Below are 14139 nucleotides of genomic sequence, written 5' to 3' on the forward strand. Positions count from 1 at the left end.
GGTGATGCAGGCCGGACTAACGGCTGCTTTGCAGAAACTGCCTGACGCGTTCGGAGTCAGGCTGAGTGAAGAACTTCTCCGGCGGCGCCTTCTCAATCAGCAGCCCCTTCTCCAGAAACACCACCTCGTTGGACACCTGGCGGGCAAAATCCATCTCGTGGGTCACCACCACCATGGTGTAGCCCTCGGCGGCAAGGGCTTTCATTACCCCCAACACCTCATTAACCAGCTCCGGATCCAGCGCCGACGTCGGTTCATCGAAGAGAATAACTTCCGGCGACATCGCCAGCGAACGGGCGATCGCCACCCGCTGCTTCTGTCCGCCGGAGAGAGTGATCGGGTAGACATCGGCTTTGTGCGCCATGCCGACTTTCTCCAGCTGCTGCATGGCCATGGCCTTCGCCTCGTCTCGTTTCATGCCCTTAACGCGCAGCAGCGCCTCGCTGACGTTCTGCTGCACGGTCAGGTGCGGCCACAGGTTAAAACTCTGAAAGACCATCCCCACCCGCTCGCGGATTTTGGCCAGCTGGCGGTGCGACATCGCCCGGCCGCGCTGTTCATCAATCCCCAGCCGCTGACCGCCGATATGAATTTCACCGCGGTCCGGCTGTTCCAGCCAGTTCATACAGCGCAACAGGGTGGATTTTCCCGACCCGGACGAGCCGAGAATACTCACCACGGTCCCCTTCTCCACCGTCAGGTTAATATCCCGCAGGACTTCCACATTATCGAACTGTTTGGAGACGTTTTTGACGCTTACGGCAATAGACTCAGGCATGGCTCATTCCTCTTTTGGCTCCCCAGGCGGTCAGGCGCTTAATCAGCAGCTCCAGCAGAATGCTGATCGCCCAGTAAAGCCCAATGGCGACGATAAAGGCGTTAAACGGAATAAAATAGGTCGCCTGGACGCTGTTGGCGGCGGCGGTGATCTCCTGAACGGTAATAATGCTCAGGAAAGCGGTGTCCTTCAGGCAAATAATCAGCTGATTGCCGATCAGCGGTAAGGCGGAAGAGACGATATTGGGTAAAATAATCCGCCGAAAAATGGCATAGCGAGAAAAGCCCTGAGCAATCGCCGCTTCAATATATCCGCCGGAAAATACCCGCCGCTGGCTGCGCAATATTTCAAAGAAATAGGCGCCATGATAAATAATCAGGGCCAGTAAACCGGCGGTCCACGGCTCCATGCTAATACCGAGCTGCGGCAGTCCGTAATACAGAAGATAAGCGAGGATCAAAAAAGGGATCGCGCGCATCAGGCTGACGAAACCAATAATAATCCGGTTAATCACTTTCTTTTGATATTCGCTAAAATAACACAGCGCAATACCGATAATCAGCGCCGCCAGGGCGGCGGTAATAAACAGTTCGAGGGTCGCGAATAACCCGGCAATAAAGCTATCGCGAACCGACCAGATAACGCCCCACTGATTCATAATGCCTCCCGTTCCTAGCGCGCCAGACGCCTGGCTTTACGTTCCGCGATACCCTGCAGCTTCAACAAACAGCCGATGATCGCCACATACAGCAGGCCGGCGGCGAGGATCGGCGACAGCGGCTCGTAGGTGACCGAGGATATACGGTTGGTGACCCGGGTGAGATCCACCACGCCAATCACGGCGATCGCCGGGCTACCTTTGATCAAAAAGGACATCTCATTGACCAGCGCCGGCAGGCTCTCGATCCACATCTGCGGCAGCATGATGTAGCGGAAGTAGGTCCAGCGGCGCATCCCTACCGACTCCGCCGCCTCCCGCTGTTCGCGCGGAAAGGTGCGGAAGGCATTGCGCCAGATCTCAGCGTTAAACGCCGACGTGTTAAGCGTCAGCGCCACGATGGCGGCCACGTTCTTGTCGAGGTTAATGCCCATCGTGGGCAGGGAAAGGAACAGAAATAGCACCAGCGTCACCAGCGGCGTCGCGCGGGCCAGACTGATATAGACCACCAGCAGCTGGTCGATCACCGGCAGGCGCAGCATCCGTACCAGGGCGATCAGCAGGCCAGCCACCACCCCGAAGGCGATAGCGATGGCCGAAATCCAGAGGGTCGTCCATGCGCCTTCGATTAATAACTGCCAGGAAATTGCATCCATGAGGCCCTCCTTCTCAACAACAGGCGGCGGTCGCCCGCCGCGGAATATTACAGTCCGGCGAGTTTGTGAAACTGTTCCGGGCTGGTGATCGCCTCGGTCGGCAGGTTGTCATAGGTTTCGCCGAACCATTTTTTCTGCAGCTCGGCGAGCTTGCCGGTCTCCTTCATGTGGTTCATAAACTTGGTCATATAGGCCAGCAGCTGCGGCGAGTTTTTCGGGATCGGCCACGCCATATACCCCGGTCCGGAGACGGCCAGCCCTTTGGCGAAGACCTTCGGTTTGGCTTTCGCCAGGTCGTTTACCGAGATGACGACGTTAATCACGTAATCCAGTCGCTTATTCGCCAGGTCGGCGTAGGCTTCCGGATAGGAGGGATACTCCACCACCGGTCCCAGCTTGCCGCCGGTCTTCTCCAGCATCGCCTTCAGCTCCGGCAAACGCGCCAGCAGCGCGCTCCCGGCCTGTAACCCCACTTTTTTGCCGCTGAGATCGGCAATGGTATTTAGCGAGGTATCGCCAGCGCGTTTGACGAAATAGTGCTGCGCGGAGGCCCACGGTGGGGTGAAATCAAAGACCTTCAGCCGCTCATCGGTAATAACCGCCCCGGTTAAGGCCATATCGTATTGCCCGGTGGAGACAGCCGCTAATAATCCGGTCCACGGTAATATGCTCTGGTCGACATGGAATTTGGCGTACTTACGTAATTCCTCAAGCATATCTTTGTTAAAGCCATCAGCCTGGCCATTATTCATAAAGTTAAACGGCGCATAATCATCTTCCGTCGCCACTTTCAGGGTGCCGGATTTTTCTATTTCCGGAAGATCGGCCGCGACGGCGTGATAAGAAAAAGCGACCGTTAATACAGCGCTCAGACACATTGATGCCAATGATTTTTTCATTATTTCACCCCTGATAGATTGGCCAGACGGGTTCATTCCAGAACGCGAAAAGGTTTCTGCAAAATAGTGGCCGGGGACGTTCCGGTCCACGGCGGCTGAATACGTTTTTAATGTGGGAGCGTTTTTCAATTCCGTATAGAGCCAGATGGGCCGCATCGCTGTGTCAGATGGCGGCAGGGTGGTATGGAATTTGCTGAGTGTAACGGGTGGTCGCAATGCGTTATTGCCAGAGGAGCCCCGTATGATCCGTCACCTGTTACACGTTGATTTTCAGCCTGGCCGCGGTTTGCAGGAACAGGTGCGAGAGACGCTGGTGAATGCCATTCTCAGCGGGATCTTCGCCGCCGACACCCCGCTGCCCTCCTGTCGCCAGCTGGCCAGCCAGCTTCGCGTCTCGCGCAACACCACCGCGCTGGTGTTCGAAAGTCTGGTCAACGAGGGCTACCTGATTAGCCGCCCACGCAGCGGTTACTACCTGCATCCCGACTATCATGAAGCTTCGCCTGCCGCCGTCGAGAGTGCACCGCAGCGCGAAGCCGCTGCACCACGCTGGGGCGACCGGCTGCAGATGACCCCCAGCCAGCAGGAGTCGATCCTCAAACCGGCGGGCTGGATGCACTACCGCTACCCGTTTATCTACGGCCAGCCCGATACCCGGCAGTTCCCGCTGGCCACCTGGCGCTCGGCGGCGAACTGGCTGCACGGCGGGGTGCGCGACCCGGCGTGGGTCATCGACCATATTGACCAGGATGTGCCGATGCTGATCGAGCAGATCCGCACCCGGGTGCTGCCCAAGCGCGGCATTGTCGCCGCGCCGGATGAAATTCTCATCACCCTTGGTTCGCAAAATGCGCTCTACCTGCTGACCCGACTGCTGCTCTCTTCCACCACCCGCATTGGCGTCGAAAACCCCTGCTTCCGCGAAGCCATCAACACCTTTCTGCTCGCCGACGCCGAGGTGGTGCCGCACCCGGTGGATGAAGAGGGGATCGTGCTTAATGAGCGTCCCTGCGATTACTACTATGTCACACCAGGCCATCAGGTGCCCACCGGGGTGACCATGAGCAGTACGCGGCGTCGCCAGTTGCTGGAGCATGCCGCCCGCCATGACGCGGTCATTATTGAAGATGATTATGACTCGGAGAGTAACTTTACCCTCAACCCGCTGCCGGCGCTGAAGGCCAGCGATCGCAGCGGCCGGGTGGTGTATGTCAGCAGCCTGTCAAAAGCGCTGTCACCGGGGTTGCGGTTGGGGTTTATGGTCGCCGACCCGGACCTGATCGACGAGGCGCGCGCCCTGCGCCGGCTGGTCTATCGCCATCCGCCGACCAACATTCAGTACCAGATGGCCCACTTCCTTGCCCAGGGCCATTATGAAACCCATCTGCGGCGCTACCACTATGACTCCGCCCAGCGCTGGGAGCGTCTGCACGCCGCCCTGCAGCGCTATCTGCCGTCGTGTCGCGCGCTGGCGGGGAGCGAACATGCTAACGCCTTCTGGCTGCAGACCCCGGCGCAGATCAACACCCAGCAGCTCACCTGGCGCGCCGCCCACGCCGGCGTGCTGATTGAGCCCGGGGCGCGCCATTTTCTCAGCGCCGCGCCGCCGGATAACTATTTTCGCATGGGATTCCACGCCATTAACCCTGACGCCATCGCCCAGGGGGTGGAGGTCCTGCGCGGCCAGCTGGAGCAGATGGGTTAGCGGTATTGTTCATACTCAACGGCGTCGCGCACGCTGAGCAGCGCCGGGCGCAGGCTGTCGAAAGGCACCGATCCGAGCGCAATGCGCAGCGCCTGCGGGATCGTGGCGGAGACGCAGAACGGCTCGGCGGTCGATACCGAAATGCGGCGTTCCATCAGCGCATTCGCCAGCCGATCGGCCCGGCTCTCTTCATCCAGCGGCAGCCAGACGAAGTACGAATCGGGATGACTGACGACGGGAAGCCCACAAAGCACCTCGCGGGCCACCTGCTGTCGCTGTCGCGCATCCTGGCGTTTCTGCGTTTCAAAGCGCGCCACCGTGCCATCTTCAATCCAGGCGCAGATCAGCGAACTTATCAGCGTCGGCGTATTCCACGTCGTGGCCCGGATGGCGCGCTCAATCTCCGGGCGATAGCGCGGCGGAGAAATCACCACGCCCACGCGCAGTCCGGTGGCGATATTTTTTGAAAATCCGGTGACATACACCGTTCTTTCCGGCGCATAGCTGACCACCGGCGGCGGCGGACGGCTCACCAGCCGGGCGTAGGCGGCATCTTCAATAATCAGCAGATCGTGCTGGCGCGCAAGATCGGCCAGCGCCTGCCGCTGCCCGGTGTTGAGCACCCAGCCCAGCGGATTGTGCAGCGTCGGCATGGTATACACCGCCCGCACCCGCCGCTGCTGGCACAGCGTATGAAGCGCCCGCAGGTCCGGTCCCTCCGGCCGACAGGGGATCGCCGCCAGCTCCAGATGATACAGCGCCGCCAGAACTTTGAAGCCCGAATAGGTCAGCGCATCCACCGCCACCACATCCCCCGGACGTAACAGCCCCATGACGGTCACCGCCAGCCCGTGCTGTGCGCCGTTGACGATCAGGACATTTTCCGCGTCCGGCGCAAAGTGCTGGCAGGTCAAATGGCGGGCGATAATGTCCCGCTCGGCGAGCCGCCCGGCGTGAGGCTGATAGCGCAGATGCGAGTCAATATCGCCCGCCATCGCCAGCTGCCTGAGCGCCTCGCGCAGCGCATCGCCCTGATCCGGCAGCGAAGGGTAGTTGAAATTGAGATCCACGACATCGGCGGCGACCACCTGCTGATCGACCCCATGCCCCGGCGGCAGCGAGAGGTCGCGCACGAAGGTGCCGCGGCCGGTTTCGCCGCTAACCAGCCCCATCTCTTCCAGTTCACGATAGACGCGCGTAGCGGTGGCCAGCGAGATGCGCTCCCCGGCGGCAAGGGTACGGTGCGTCGGCAGTCGGCTGCCGGCGGGCAGCTGCCCGCTGCGGATCGCCTGCGCATATCGGTCGACAACGGCTTTATATCGGGCTTTCATCGTGAAATGTATCTATGACAATAATTTGATTGTATTAGATTGGCCACATTACCATCGCCGCTGACGATGCTCAAGCGGGCGCAGCCCAATCAGATAACGCGAGGTTAACGTGGTAGATTCAACACTGGATAAATCGGCGCCCGGTCCCTGGTCCGGATGGCTTCATGGTTTACTGGGGGTGATCATTTTCAGCGGTTCGCTGCCCGCGACGCGGCTGGCGGTGCAGGATATGGATCCGTTGTTATTGACCTTTCTGCGCGCCTCTATCGCCGGGCTGCTTGCCATCGCGCTGCTGGTGGGCTTTCGCCAGAAACGCCCGCGCCTGGCGCAGCTTGTGTCCCTGATCATCGTCTCATCCGGGGTGGTGCTCGGCTTTCCGCTACTCACGGCGCTGGCCCTGCAGCGCATCACCTCGGCGCATTCGATTGTGTTCATTGGCCTGCTGCCGCTGATGACCGCCCTCTTTGGCGTACTGCGCGGCGGCGAACGCCCGCGGCGGGCTTTCTGGATCTTTTCGCTGCTGGGCAGCCTGCTGGTGGTGGGATTCGCCCTGACGCAAAATGCGGCGGCCTCGCTCAGCGGCGATCTGCTGATGCTGGCGGCGGTTATCGTCTGCGGCCTCGGCTATGCGGAAGGGGCGAAGCTGACGCGGGAGCTCGGCGGCTGGCAGGTGATCTGCTGGGCGCTGGTGATTGCCCTGCCGTTGATGCTCCCCGCCTCGCTGCTGGTTCAGCCCGCCTCCTGGCATGCCATATCGGCCTCCTCCTGGGTCGCGCTCGGCTATGTGTCGCTGTTCAGCATGCTGATCGGTTTCATCTTCTGGTACAAAGGGCTGGCCGCGGGCGGGATCGCCGCCGTCGGCCAGCTCCAGCTATTGCAGCCGTTCTTCGGACTTGGCCTGTCGGCGGCGCTGTTGCACGAAACCGTCAGCCCCTTGATGCTGGCGGTCACGCTGGGCGTGGTGCTGTGCGTGGTGGGCTCGCGCAAATTTGCCCGCCAGCGGGTTGGCGCAGGGAGCGGGAGCCGTGATTGACCGCCCCGTCATCCGCCGTCCCGGGTCGCGTCGGTGTAACCGCCTTACCCGGGTGACAGCATGATAAACGGCTGGAGGACGCGCCGCCGGGGAGGACGACCGTCTACACCGGCCGCGCGTACTGAAGCATCACCTGCAGCAGCACGTTGGCCCCGGCGGCGACGTGCTCCGGCGAGGCATACTCAATTTCGTTATGGCTGATCCCGTCCTTGCAGGGGATAAAAATCATCCCGGTGGGCGCCAGGTAGCTCATATACACTGCGTCATGTCCGGCGCCGGAGACGATCGGCCGCGCCGGATAGCCCAGCCGCTGCGCGGCATCGGCAATGGCCTGCTGGCATTCGGCATCGAACGGCGCCGCCGGATAGTGGCTTACCTGCTTCAGGGCCACCTGCAGACCGCTCTCCCGCTCAACCTCCGCGATAAACGCCCGCAGCTGGCGATCCATCTCGTCCACCAGCGCATCGCTGAGATTGCGCATATCAATGGAGAAGGTGACCTCCCCGGGCACCACGTTGCGGCTGTTGGGCCACACCTGCACGCTACCGACCGTGCCGCGTCCCTCTTCGCTGCGCCCGGCAATGGCCACCACTTCCTGCATAATGCGGGTCGCCACCTGTAGGGCATCCTGACGCAGGCGCATCGGCGTGGGTCCGGCGTGCGAGGCCTGGCCGGTGACCACGCAGTCGTACCAGCGGATCCCCAGTACGCCCTGCACGATACCGATGGTTTTCGCTTCATCTTCGAGAATCGGCCCCTGCTCAATGTGCGCCTCAAAATAGGCGCCGACGGGATGCTCCCCTGGGGTCTGCTCGCCAATATAGCCGATCTGCGCCAGCGCCTCGCCGACGCTGATGCCCTCTTTATCCGTGACGGCCCAGGTCTCCTCCAGCGGGAAGACGCCGGCAAAGACCCCGGAGCCCATCATCACCGGCACAAAGCGCGACCCCTCTTCGTTGGTCCAGAACACCACCTCAATCGGCGCCTCGGTGGCAATCTGCAGATCGTTGAGCGTGCGCACCACCTCCAGCGCCGCCAGCACGCCGTAGTTGCCGTCAAATTTGCCGCCGGTGGGCTGAGTGTCGATATGGCTGCCGGAGACGATGGGCGGCAGGCCGGGGTTGCGGCCTTCCCGGCGCATAAACACATTGCCGATTTTATCGATGGTGACGCTCATCCCGGCCTCCCGCGCCCAGCCTATTACCTTGTCCCGCCCCTGGCGGTCGAGGTCGGTGAGGGTTAGACGGCGGCAGCCGCCCTTCGGCGTGGCGCCGATCTGCGCGAGATCCATTAACGACGCCCACAGGCGGTCGCCATTGATGCGCCAGCCGGTGGTGTCGGTCGCGGGGGTAAAAAGTACATCACTGCTCATGGTGGTCTCCTGACATCAAGGTCGCCGCCAGCGTAACCGGCGGTGGGAATGCGCTATCAACGCCTGGTCTTCATCCTGTATGGTTTTTTGCCGCCGATCAGACGGCCAGGGCCTGGGCGTTAGCGTCAATCGCCAGCTCGCGCCAGCGGTGGCAACTCACCGCGTGGCGCTCCGCGACGGATTCCGTCGGCGGCAGACTCTGCTCACAGACCGGGCGACGGTGCGGGCAGCGCTCGGCAAATGCGCAGCCGGGCGGCAAGCGCGCCAGATCCGGCGGCGCGCCGGGAATGCAGTGCAGGGCATCACCTTTCTTAAGCCCCTCTTTCGGCCGACTGCCCAGCAGCACCTGGGTATAAGGATGGCGCGGGTGGCGCAGGATCTCGCTCATCGACGCTTCCTCGACGATCCGCCCGGCGTACATCACCGCCACCCGGTCGGCGATCTCCACCGCGGCGCCGATATCGTGGGTCACAAACACGATCGACAGCCCGCGCTGCTTTTGCTGCTCGCGCAGCAGGATCAGGATCTGGATTTGCACCGTGGCGTCGAGGGCGGTGGTCGGCTCATCCGCCAGCAGCAGCTGCGGGTTACAGGAGAGCGCAAGGGCGATCATCGCCCGCTGGCGCATTCCGCCGGACATCTCGTGCGGGTAAGCATCCAGCCGCCGCTCGGGGCTGGGAATGCGCACCTGGCGCAGGGCCTCCAGCGCCCTGTCCCGGGCCGCCTGGCGCGACAGCCCTTCGTGGCGGCGCAACCCTTCAATAATCTGCTGCCCGACGGTGTAGACCGGATCGAAGGCCAGCAGCGGCTCCTGAAAAATCATCGCGCAGCGTCCGCCGCGATAGCGCCGCAGCTGGCTGGCGCTCATCGTCAGCACCTCGTCGTCCCCCACCTGCAGGGTGCCGGAGAGCTCACTGCTCCCTGGCGGGTGCAGGCGCATCAGCGCCCGCAGGGTCACGCTCTTGCCGGAACCCGACTCGCCAATCAGCGCCATCACCTCCCCCTTTTGTACCTCAAAGGAGACCCCGTTGACCGCGTTGATGGTCTGTCCGTCGCGGCGAAAGACGACCCGCAGGTCGCGCACATGGACAAAGGCGTTATCCGACATGGCTGACCTCCTTAAGGGGGATGCTTTGATGCCAGGGCGAGGCCGGCTGCGCCATCAGGCAGGCGCTCTGGTGCCCCTCCCCGACCGCCTCCAGCCGCGGTTTCACCTCGGCGCAGACCGCCTTCGCATGCGGGCAGCGGGTGTGAAAGCGGCAGCCGCTCGGCGGCGCGATGGGGCTGGGGGGATCGCCGCTTAGCGGCGAGGTCAGGGTGCGGTTTTCCGGGTCCATGGAGGGCATCGAGCTTAACAGCGCCCGGGTATAGGGGTGGGCGGAGGCGGTAAACAGCTGCTCCGCCGGGCCAATCTCCACCACTTCGCCAAGGTACATGACGAGGATCCGATCCGACAGCCAGCGAACCACGTGCAGATCGTGGCTGATGAACACGTAGGTCAGCTCGAGAGTCCGTTTCAGGTCCTGCAGCAGCTGCAGCACCTGGGCTTCCACCGATTTATCCAGCGCCGACACTGCCTCATCGAGGATCACCAGCCGCGGCTTCATCGCCAGCGCGCGGGCGATATTCACCCGCTGCCGCTGGCCGCCGGAGAGCGCATGCGGGTAGCGGTCGGCAAAGCGCGCCGGCTCAAGGCCAACGTGCGCCAGCAGATAGCGGGCATATTCGCTGGCCTCTCTGGCGCTGACGCCGTGGACGCGCTGGCCGAAGGCGATGCTCTCCTCCATGGTCAGGCGCGGATTGAGCGAAGCATAGCTATCCTGAAAGACCATCTGCACCTGGCGACGGTAGGCTTTCAGCGGCAGACGCGACGAGCCGACCCCCTGTCCGTCGAAGATCAGTTCGCCGCTGTCCTGGGTGAGCAACTGCATCAGCAGCCGGGCGGTGGTCGATTTGCCGCAGCCCGACTCGCCGACCACCCCCAGGGTTTCGCCTTTCATCACCGTGAAGCTGATATCGTCCACCGCCTGCACCACCTCCCGGCCTTTGCCGCCGCGAAAGTACTTCAGCAGGTGATTGACCTTCAGCAGCGGCTGCGCCGGCCCGCCAAGGTCGATATTGATAAAGGGTTGCATCGCTTACTCCTTAATCGCCATTGCCGCACGCAGGCGGTCCGCGAGGATATTGAACGAAATGGAGGTGATAAAAATCATCAGGCCCGGCAGGGCGGCCACCCACGGCTGGGTATAGATTGCCGTGCGCAGCGTATTGAGCATCAGCCCCCACTCAGGCTCCGGCGGCCGCACGCCGAGACCGAGAAACGACAGGCCGGAGGCGAGGATCATGCACACCGAAATCAGCCCGGTGGAGAAGACGAAGATCGGCCCGAGCACGTTGCCCAACACCTGGACGCGGATAATGGTCAACGCGCTGGCGCCAGTGGCCCGGGCGGCGTCGATATAGTCCATATGCCGCACCTGGGCGGTCACGCTCTCGGCAATCCGCGCCACCTGCGGGACAAACACGAGGGTCAGCGACAGCAGCGCATTGCCGATGCCCGCCCCCAGCGCTCCCGACAGCGCAATCGCCAGCAGGACGGAGGGAAAGGCATAGAACACATCCACAGTGCGCATAATCACGGTATTGGTTTTGCCGCCCGTGTAGCCGGCGATAATCCCGATGGCCCCGCCGATAAAAAAGGCAAACACCACCGGGACAATTCCCATAAACAGCGACAGTCGGGTGCCAAGGATCAGCCGCGACAGCATGTCGCGTCCCAGCTCATCCGAGCCCAGCGGGAAGCCATCGCTGCCGATGGGTTTCAGGCGCAGGAACATCGACGTTTGATAGGGATCTTTGACGATAAGCCACGGACCGAGCAGCGCCAGGGTCAGCAGCAGGAGGATCACCACGCCCACCACCACCCCGCCGGGGTCGCGCAGTAGGCGGCGCAGCACGCCGCGCCAGTAACCTTGCCGGGTAGCGTGGGCCGCTGCGGCCGGGACCGCTTTCGTCGTTGCCGTATCCACCATGGTCAGCTCCTCTTAATACGCGGGTCGAGGGTGGTCTGCAAAATATCCACCAGCAGGTTGAGCAGCACGAAAAACAGCGCCAGCACCCAGATGGTGCCCTGCAGCAGGGGCAGGTCGCGCTGAAAAATGGCGGTATTGAGCAGCAATCCGGTTCCCGGCCAGGAGAAAACGGTCTCCACAAGGATCGAGCCGCCCATCAGATAGCCCACCTGCAGCCCCATCACCGCCAGCGCGGTGGGCGCGGCATTTTTCATGACATGGACAAAGATGCGCGACTCGTTGAGCCCGCGGGCGCGCAGGCCAACGATAAACTCCTGGCTGAGGATATCGGCCACCTGCGAGCGCACGGTGCGGGCGATAATCCCGGTCGGGATCACCGACAGGGTGAGGGCCGGCAGCAGCATGAACTGCAGGTGCGCCCAGTCCCATTGCCAACCCACCTCGCCTATCGGCCCGCCGCCGGTGGCCGGCAGCAGCGCGAACTTGACGCTGCAGAGGATCACCAGCAGCATCCCCAGCCAGTAGTGCGGCACGCTGACGCCAAACACCGACAATACCGAGGCCAGACGGTCAATGACGCTGTTGCGAAAATAGCCGGCGACAAAGCCGAACAGGCTGCCGAGGACAAAACCGATCGCCGTCGCCAGCAGCGCCAGGCGCAGAGAGTAAGCCACCGCGGTCATCACTTCGTCTATCACCGGGCGGCCGGTGGCGACCGACATACCAAGGTCGCCGTGCAGCGCCCGCCACAGCCAGTGGATAAACTGCAGGGGCAGCGGCTTATCAAAGCCGTAAGCCTGCATTAATGTCTGACGCAGCGCCTCCGAGGCGTCCGGCGGCATCACCGACACCAGCGGGTCGCCCGGGGCGATCTGCACCAGCATGAAACAGATCACCGCCACCCCCAGCATGGTGGGGATAGCCAGCAGAATGCGGTATAGCAGCGTATTGATCATCGGTCGCCCCTTTCGCGATTACTCTTTTTTGCTCACCAGGCTGAGGTCGATAAACCAGCTCTGCGGTTGCACCACCCCGGTCACCGCAGGGGAAATCGCACGCGGCCCGACGTCGTGGGCGACAAACAGGAATGGCACCTGATCCACCAGCGCGGCGTGCAACTCACCGGCCGCTTTGTTCATCTCCGCCGGGGTAAAGGCGTGCTTGACGGCGGCGGCCAGCTTCTCCGTCTCCGGCGTGGAAAAGTAACCCCAGTTGGTCGCCACCGGCGGAAACGCTTTGGCCGTCGAGAAGCGGATCAGGCCAAAGTAAGGATCGTTAACCGCGGCGCTGACGTTGATCGCATCGATCCCTTTCGCCGAGGGGTCCCGGGCGCCCAGGCGCCAGTTGGTAAACAGGGTGTTCCATTCCACCACTTTGATATCCACATTGAAGAAGCAGCTCTTCAGGCTCTGCTGGATATACTCGTTCATCGGCAAGGGCTGCATCTGCCCGGAGCCGGAGGCCGAGGTAGCCACCGTGACGTGCAGCGGTTTGCTGGCATTGTATCCGGCCTCGGTCATTAGCTGGCGGGCGGCGTCCGGGTCATATTTTATCTGGAAGGTGGGTTTGCCATGCCACGGGCTGTCAGCCTCGTAGACCCCAGTGGCCTCGGTCATGTAGCCGCCGAGGTAGCTCTTCAGCTCGGCACGGTTCAGACACAAGTTGGCCGCTTTGCGCACGCGGATGTCCTGCCACGGCGATCCTTTTTCAAAGGAGAACTGCCAGGGCCACAGATGCGGCTGGGTGTTGGCGTAGAGGTGAAAACCCTGAGACTTGATCTGATCGATGGCGTCCGGCGCCGGGGCTTCAATCCAGTCCACCTGCTTCGACAACAGCGCCGCGGTACGGGCGTTGGCCTCCGGCAAGGGGATCAGCACCACTTTATCCACCCGGGGAATGCGATCTTTGTTCCAGTAGTCGGGGTTTTTATCGAGGATCAGCTGCTGACGCGGCACCAGCTTCTCCAGTTTGAACGGGCCGCTACCCACCGCGTGGGCGGCGAAGGCGGTCCACGCCTGTTTGCTGCGCGCGGCGCTATCTCTCACGCTGGCCGGCACCGCGTCATACTGCTTCTGCCACGCCGTCGGCGAGACGATAAACAGGTTGGTGATGTTGTACGGCAGCAGCGCATCCGGTTCCGAGGTGGTCAGCGCCACGGTGTGGTCGTCAATTTTCTCTGCGCCGGTGAGGGTCGGCATGCGCGACAGGGTGTTGCCGATCTGACCCGGGGCGTACTGCGGCGCCGCTTTATTCAGCACCTTATCCACGTTCCAGACGATGGCGTCGGCGTTCACCTCCGTCCCATCATGAAACTTCACCCCCGGACGCAGGGTGAAAATCCAGCGGCTGGTGTTCTGCGGATCGATGTGCCACTCGTTCGCCAGCCCCGGCACCAGACCGCTGGGCTTTTCACCTTGCGACAGATCCCACTCCACCAGCGCGTCGTACAGCGGGATGCCGGTAAAGCGGTTGCCCTCATAGCCTTGATCCGGCTGGCCAAGGGTTAACGGAATATCCGCGGCGGTCATGGCGATCCGCAGCGTGGAGGCGTTGGCAGGTAAGGCGGCGCCCGCCAGGGCCAGTGCGCCGCTCACCGCCACGGCGAGACGACCGGCACGCGAAAATAACGTCTTTTTGTGCATCACATGATCCCTGTTAAATAAAGTGTCACGGAT

Annotated in this window: 13 protein-coding genes; 2 read left to right on the top strand and 11 right to left on the bottom strand. The window is 62.3% G+C overall.

Features of this window, described 5'->3' with window-relative positions; all coding sequences use genetic code 11:
- Nucleotides 1-16 precede the first annotated feature (16 nt).
- The 4 genes from LPQ25_RS18925 to LPQ25_RS18940 are packed head-to-tail and all read right to left on the bottom strand — an operon-like array spanning nt 17 to nt 2991.
- Entirely contained in the window at nt 17-778 is a 762-nt protein-coding gene (locus LPQ25_RS18925; protein WP_004151676.1) for an amino acid ABC transporter ATP-binding protein, read from the bottom strand.
- Entirely contained in the window at nt 771-1436 is a 666-nt protein-coding gene (locus LPQ25_RS18930) for an amino acid ABC transporter permease (protein ID WP_002893189.1), read from the bottom strand. Before LPQ25_RS18930 ends, LPQ25_RS18925 begins: the two co-directional genes overlap by 8 nt.
- 14 nt (nt 1437-1450) lie before the next feature.
- Nucleotides 1451-2092 (bottom strand): amino acid ABC transporter permease, encoded by a 642-nt coding sequence (locus LPQ25_RS18935; RefSeq protein WP_002893187.1) that lies wholly within the window; start codon nt 2090-2092, stop codon nt 1451-1453.
- 47 nt (nt 2093-2139) lie between these two features.
- On the bottom strand, nt 2140-2991 hold the full coding sequence (locus LPQ25_RS18940) for a transporter substrate-binding domain-containing protein (RefSeq protein WP_002893184.1): 852 nt from the start codon (nt 2989-2991) through the stop codon (nt 2140-2142).
- A gap of 241 nt (nt 2992-3232) precedes the next feature.
- Between LPQ25_RS18940 and pdxR the strand changes: the two genes are divergently transcribed.
- Complete coding sequence (gene pdxR / locus LPQ25_RS18945) at nt 3233-4696, top strand: MocR-like pyridoxine biosynthesis transcription factor PdxR (RefSeq protein WP_014907944.1); 1464 nt, start codon at nt 3233-3235, stop codon at nt 4694-4696.
- Here the strand turns inward: pdxR and LPQ25_RS18950 are convergent.
- A complete protein-coding gene (locus LPQ25_RS18950; RefSeq protein WP_012737602.1) occupies nt 4693-6027 on the bottom strand; it encodes an aminotransferase-like domain-containing protein in 1335 nt (444 codons plus the stop codon). The two genes, pdxR and LPQ25_RS18950, sit on opposite strands and share 4 nt — an antisense overlap.
- Before the next feature lie 124 nt (nt 6028-6151).
- On the opposite strand from LPQ25_RS18950, the gene LPQ25_RS18955 reads away from it, so the two are divergent.
- Nucleotides 6152-7060, top strand: coding sequence for a DMT family transporter (locus LPQ25_RS18955; RefSeq protein ID WP_041169046.1), 909 nt, complete (start codon nt 6152-6154; stop codon nt 7058-7060).
- Nucleotides 7061-7163: 103 nt separating this feature from the next.
- On the opposite strand, the gene LPQ25_RS18960 is transcribed toward LPQ25_RS18955, so the two are convergent.
- The 6 genes from LPQ25_RS18960 to LPQ25_RS18985 form a co-directional block, all read right to left on the bottom strand.
- Nucleotides 7164-8432, bottom strand: a complete 1269-nt coding sequence (locus tag LPQ25_RS18960; protein WP_012737600.1) for a Zn-dependent hydrolase — start codon at nt 8430-8432, stop codon at nt 7164-7166.
- Between the two features lie 97 nt (nt 8433-8529).
- A complete protein-coding gene (locus LPQ25_RS18965) occupies nt 8530-9540 on the bottom strand; it encodes an ABC transporter ATP-binding protein (protein WP_004191439.1) in 1011 nt (336 codons plus the stop codon).
- Complete coding sequence (locus LPQ25_RS18970; protein WP_012737598.1) at nt 9530-10567, bottom strand: ABC transporter ATP-binding protein; 1038 nt, start codon at nt 10565-10567, stop codon at nt 9530-9532. Before LPQ25_RS18970 ends, LPQ25_RS18965 begins: the two co-directional genes overlap by 11 nt.
- Before the next feature lie 3 nt (nt 10568-10570).
- Nucleotides 10571-11464: an ABC transporter permease gene (locus LPQ25_RS18975; protein ID WP_012737597.1), complete on the bottom strand. Its 894-nt coding sequence runs from the start codon at nt 11462-11464 to the stop codon at nt 10571-10573.
- A gap of 2 nt (nt 11465-11466) precedes the next feature.
- Entirely contained in the window at nt 11467-12420 is a 954-nt protein-coding gene (locus LPQ25_RS18980) for an ABC transporter permease (RefSeq protein WP_004178910.1), read from the bottom strand.
- A gap of 18 nt (nt 12421-12438) precedes the next feature.
- Complete coding sequence (locus tag LPQ25_RS18985) at nt 12439-14106, bottom strand: ABC transporter substrate-binding protein (RefSeq protein ID WP_014907945.1); 1668 nt, start codon at nt 14104-14106, stop codon at nt 12439-12441.
- Between the last annotated feature and the right edge of the window lie 33 nt (nt 14107-14139).

This window comes from Klebsiella sp. KPN54798 (assembly GCF_021184225.1).
Taxonomy (GTDB): Bacteria; Pseudomonadota; Gammaproteobacteria; order Enterobacterales; family Enterobacteriaceae; genus Klebsiella; species Klebsiella pneumoniae.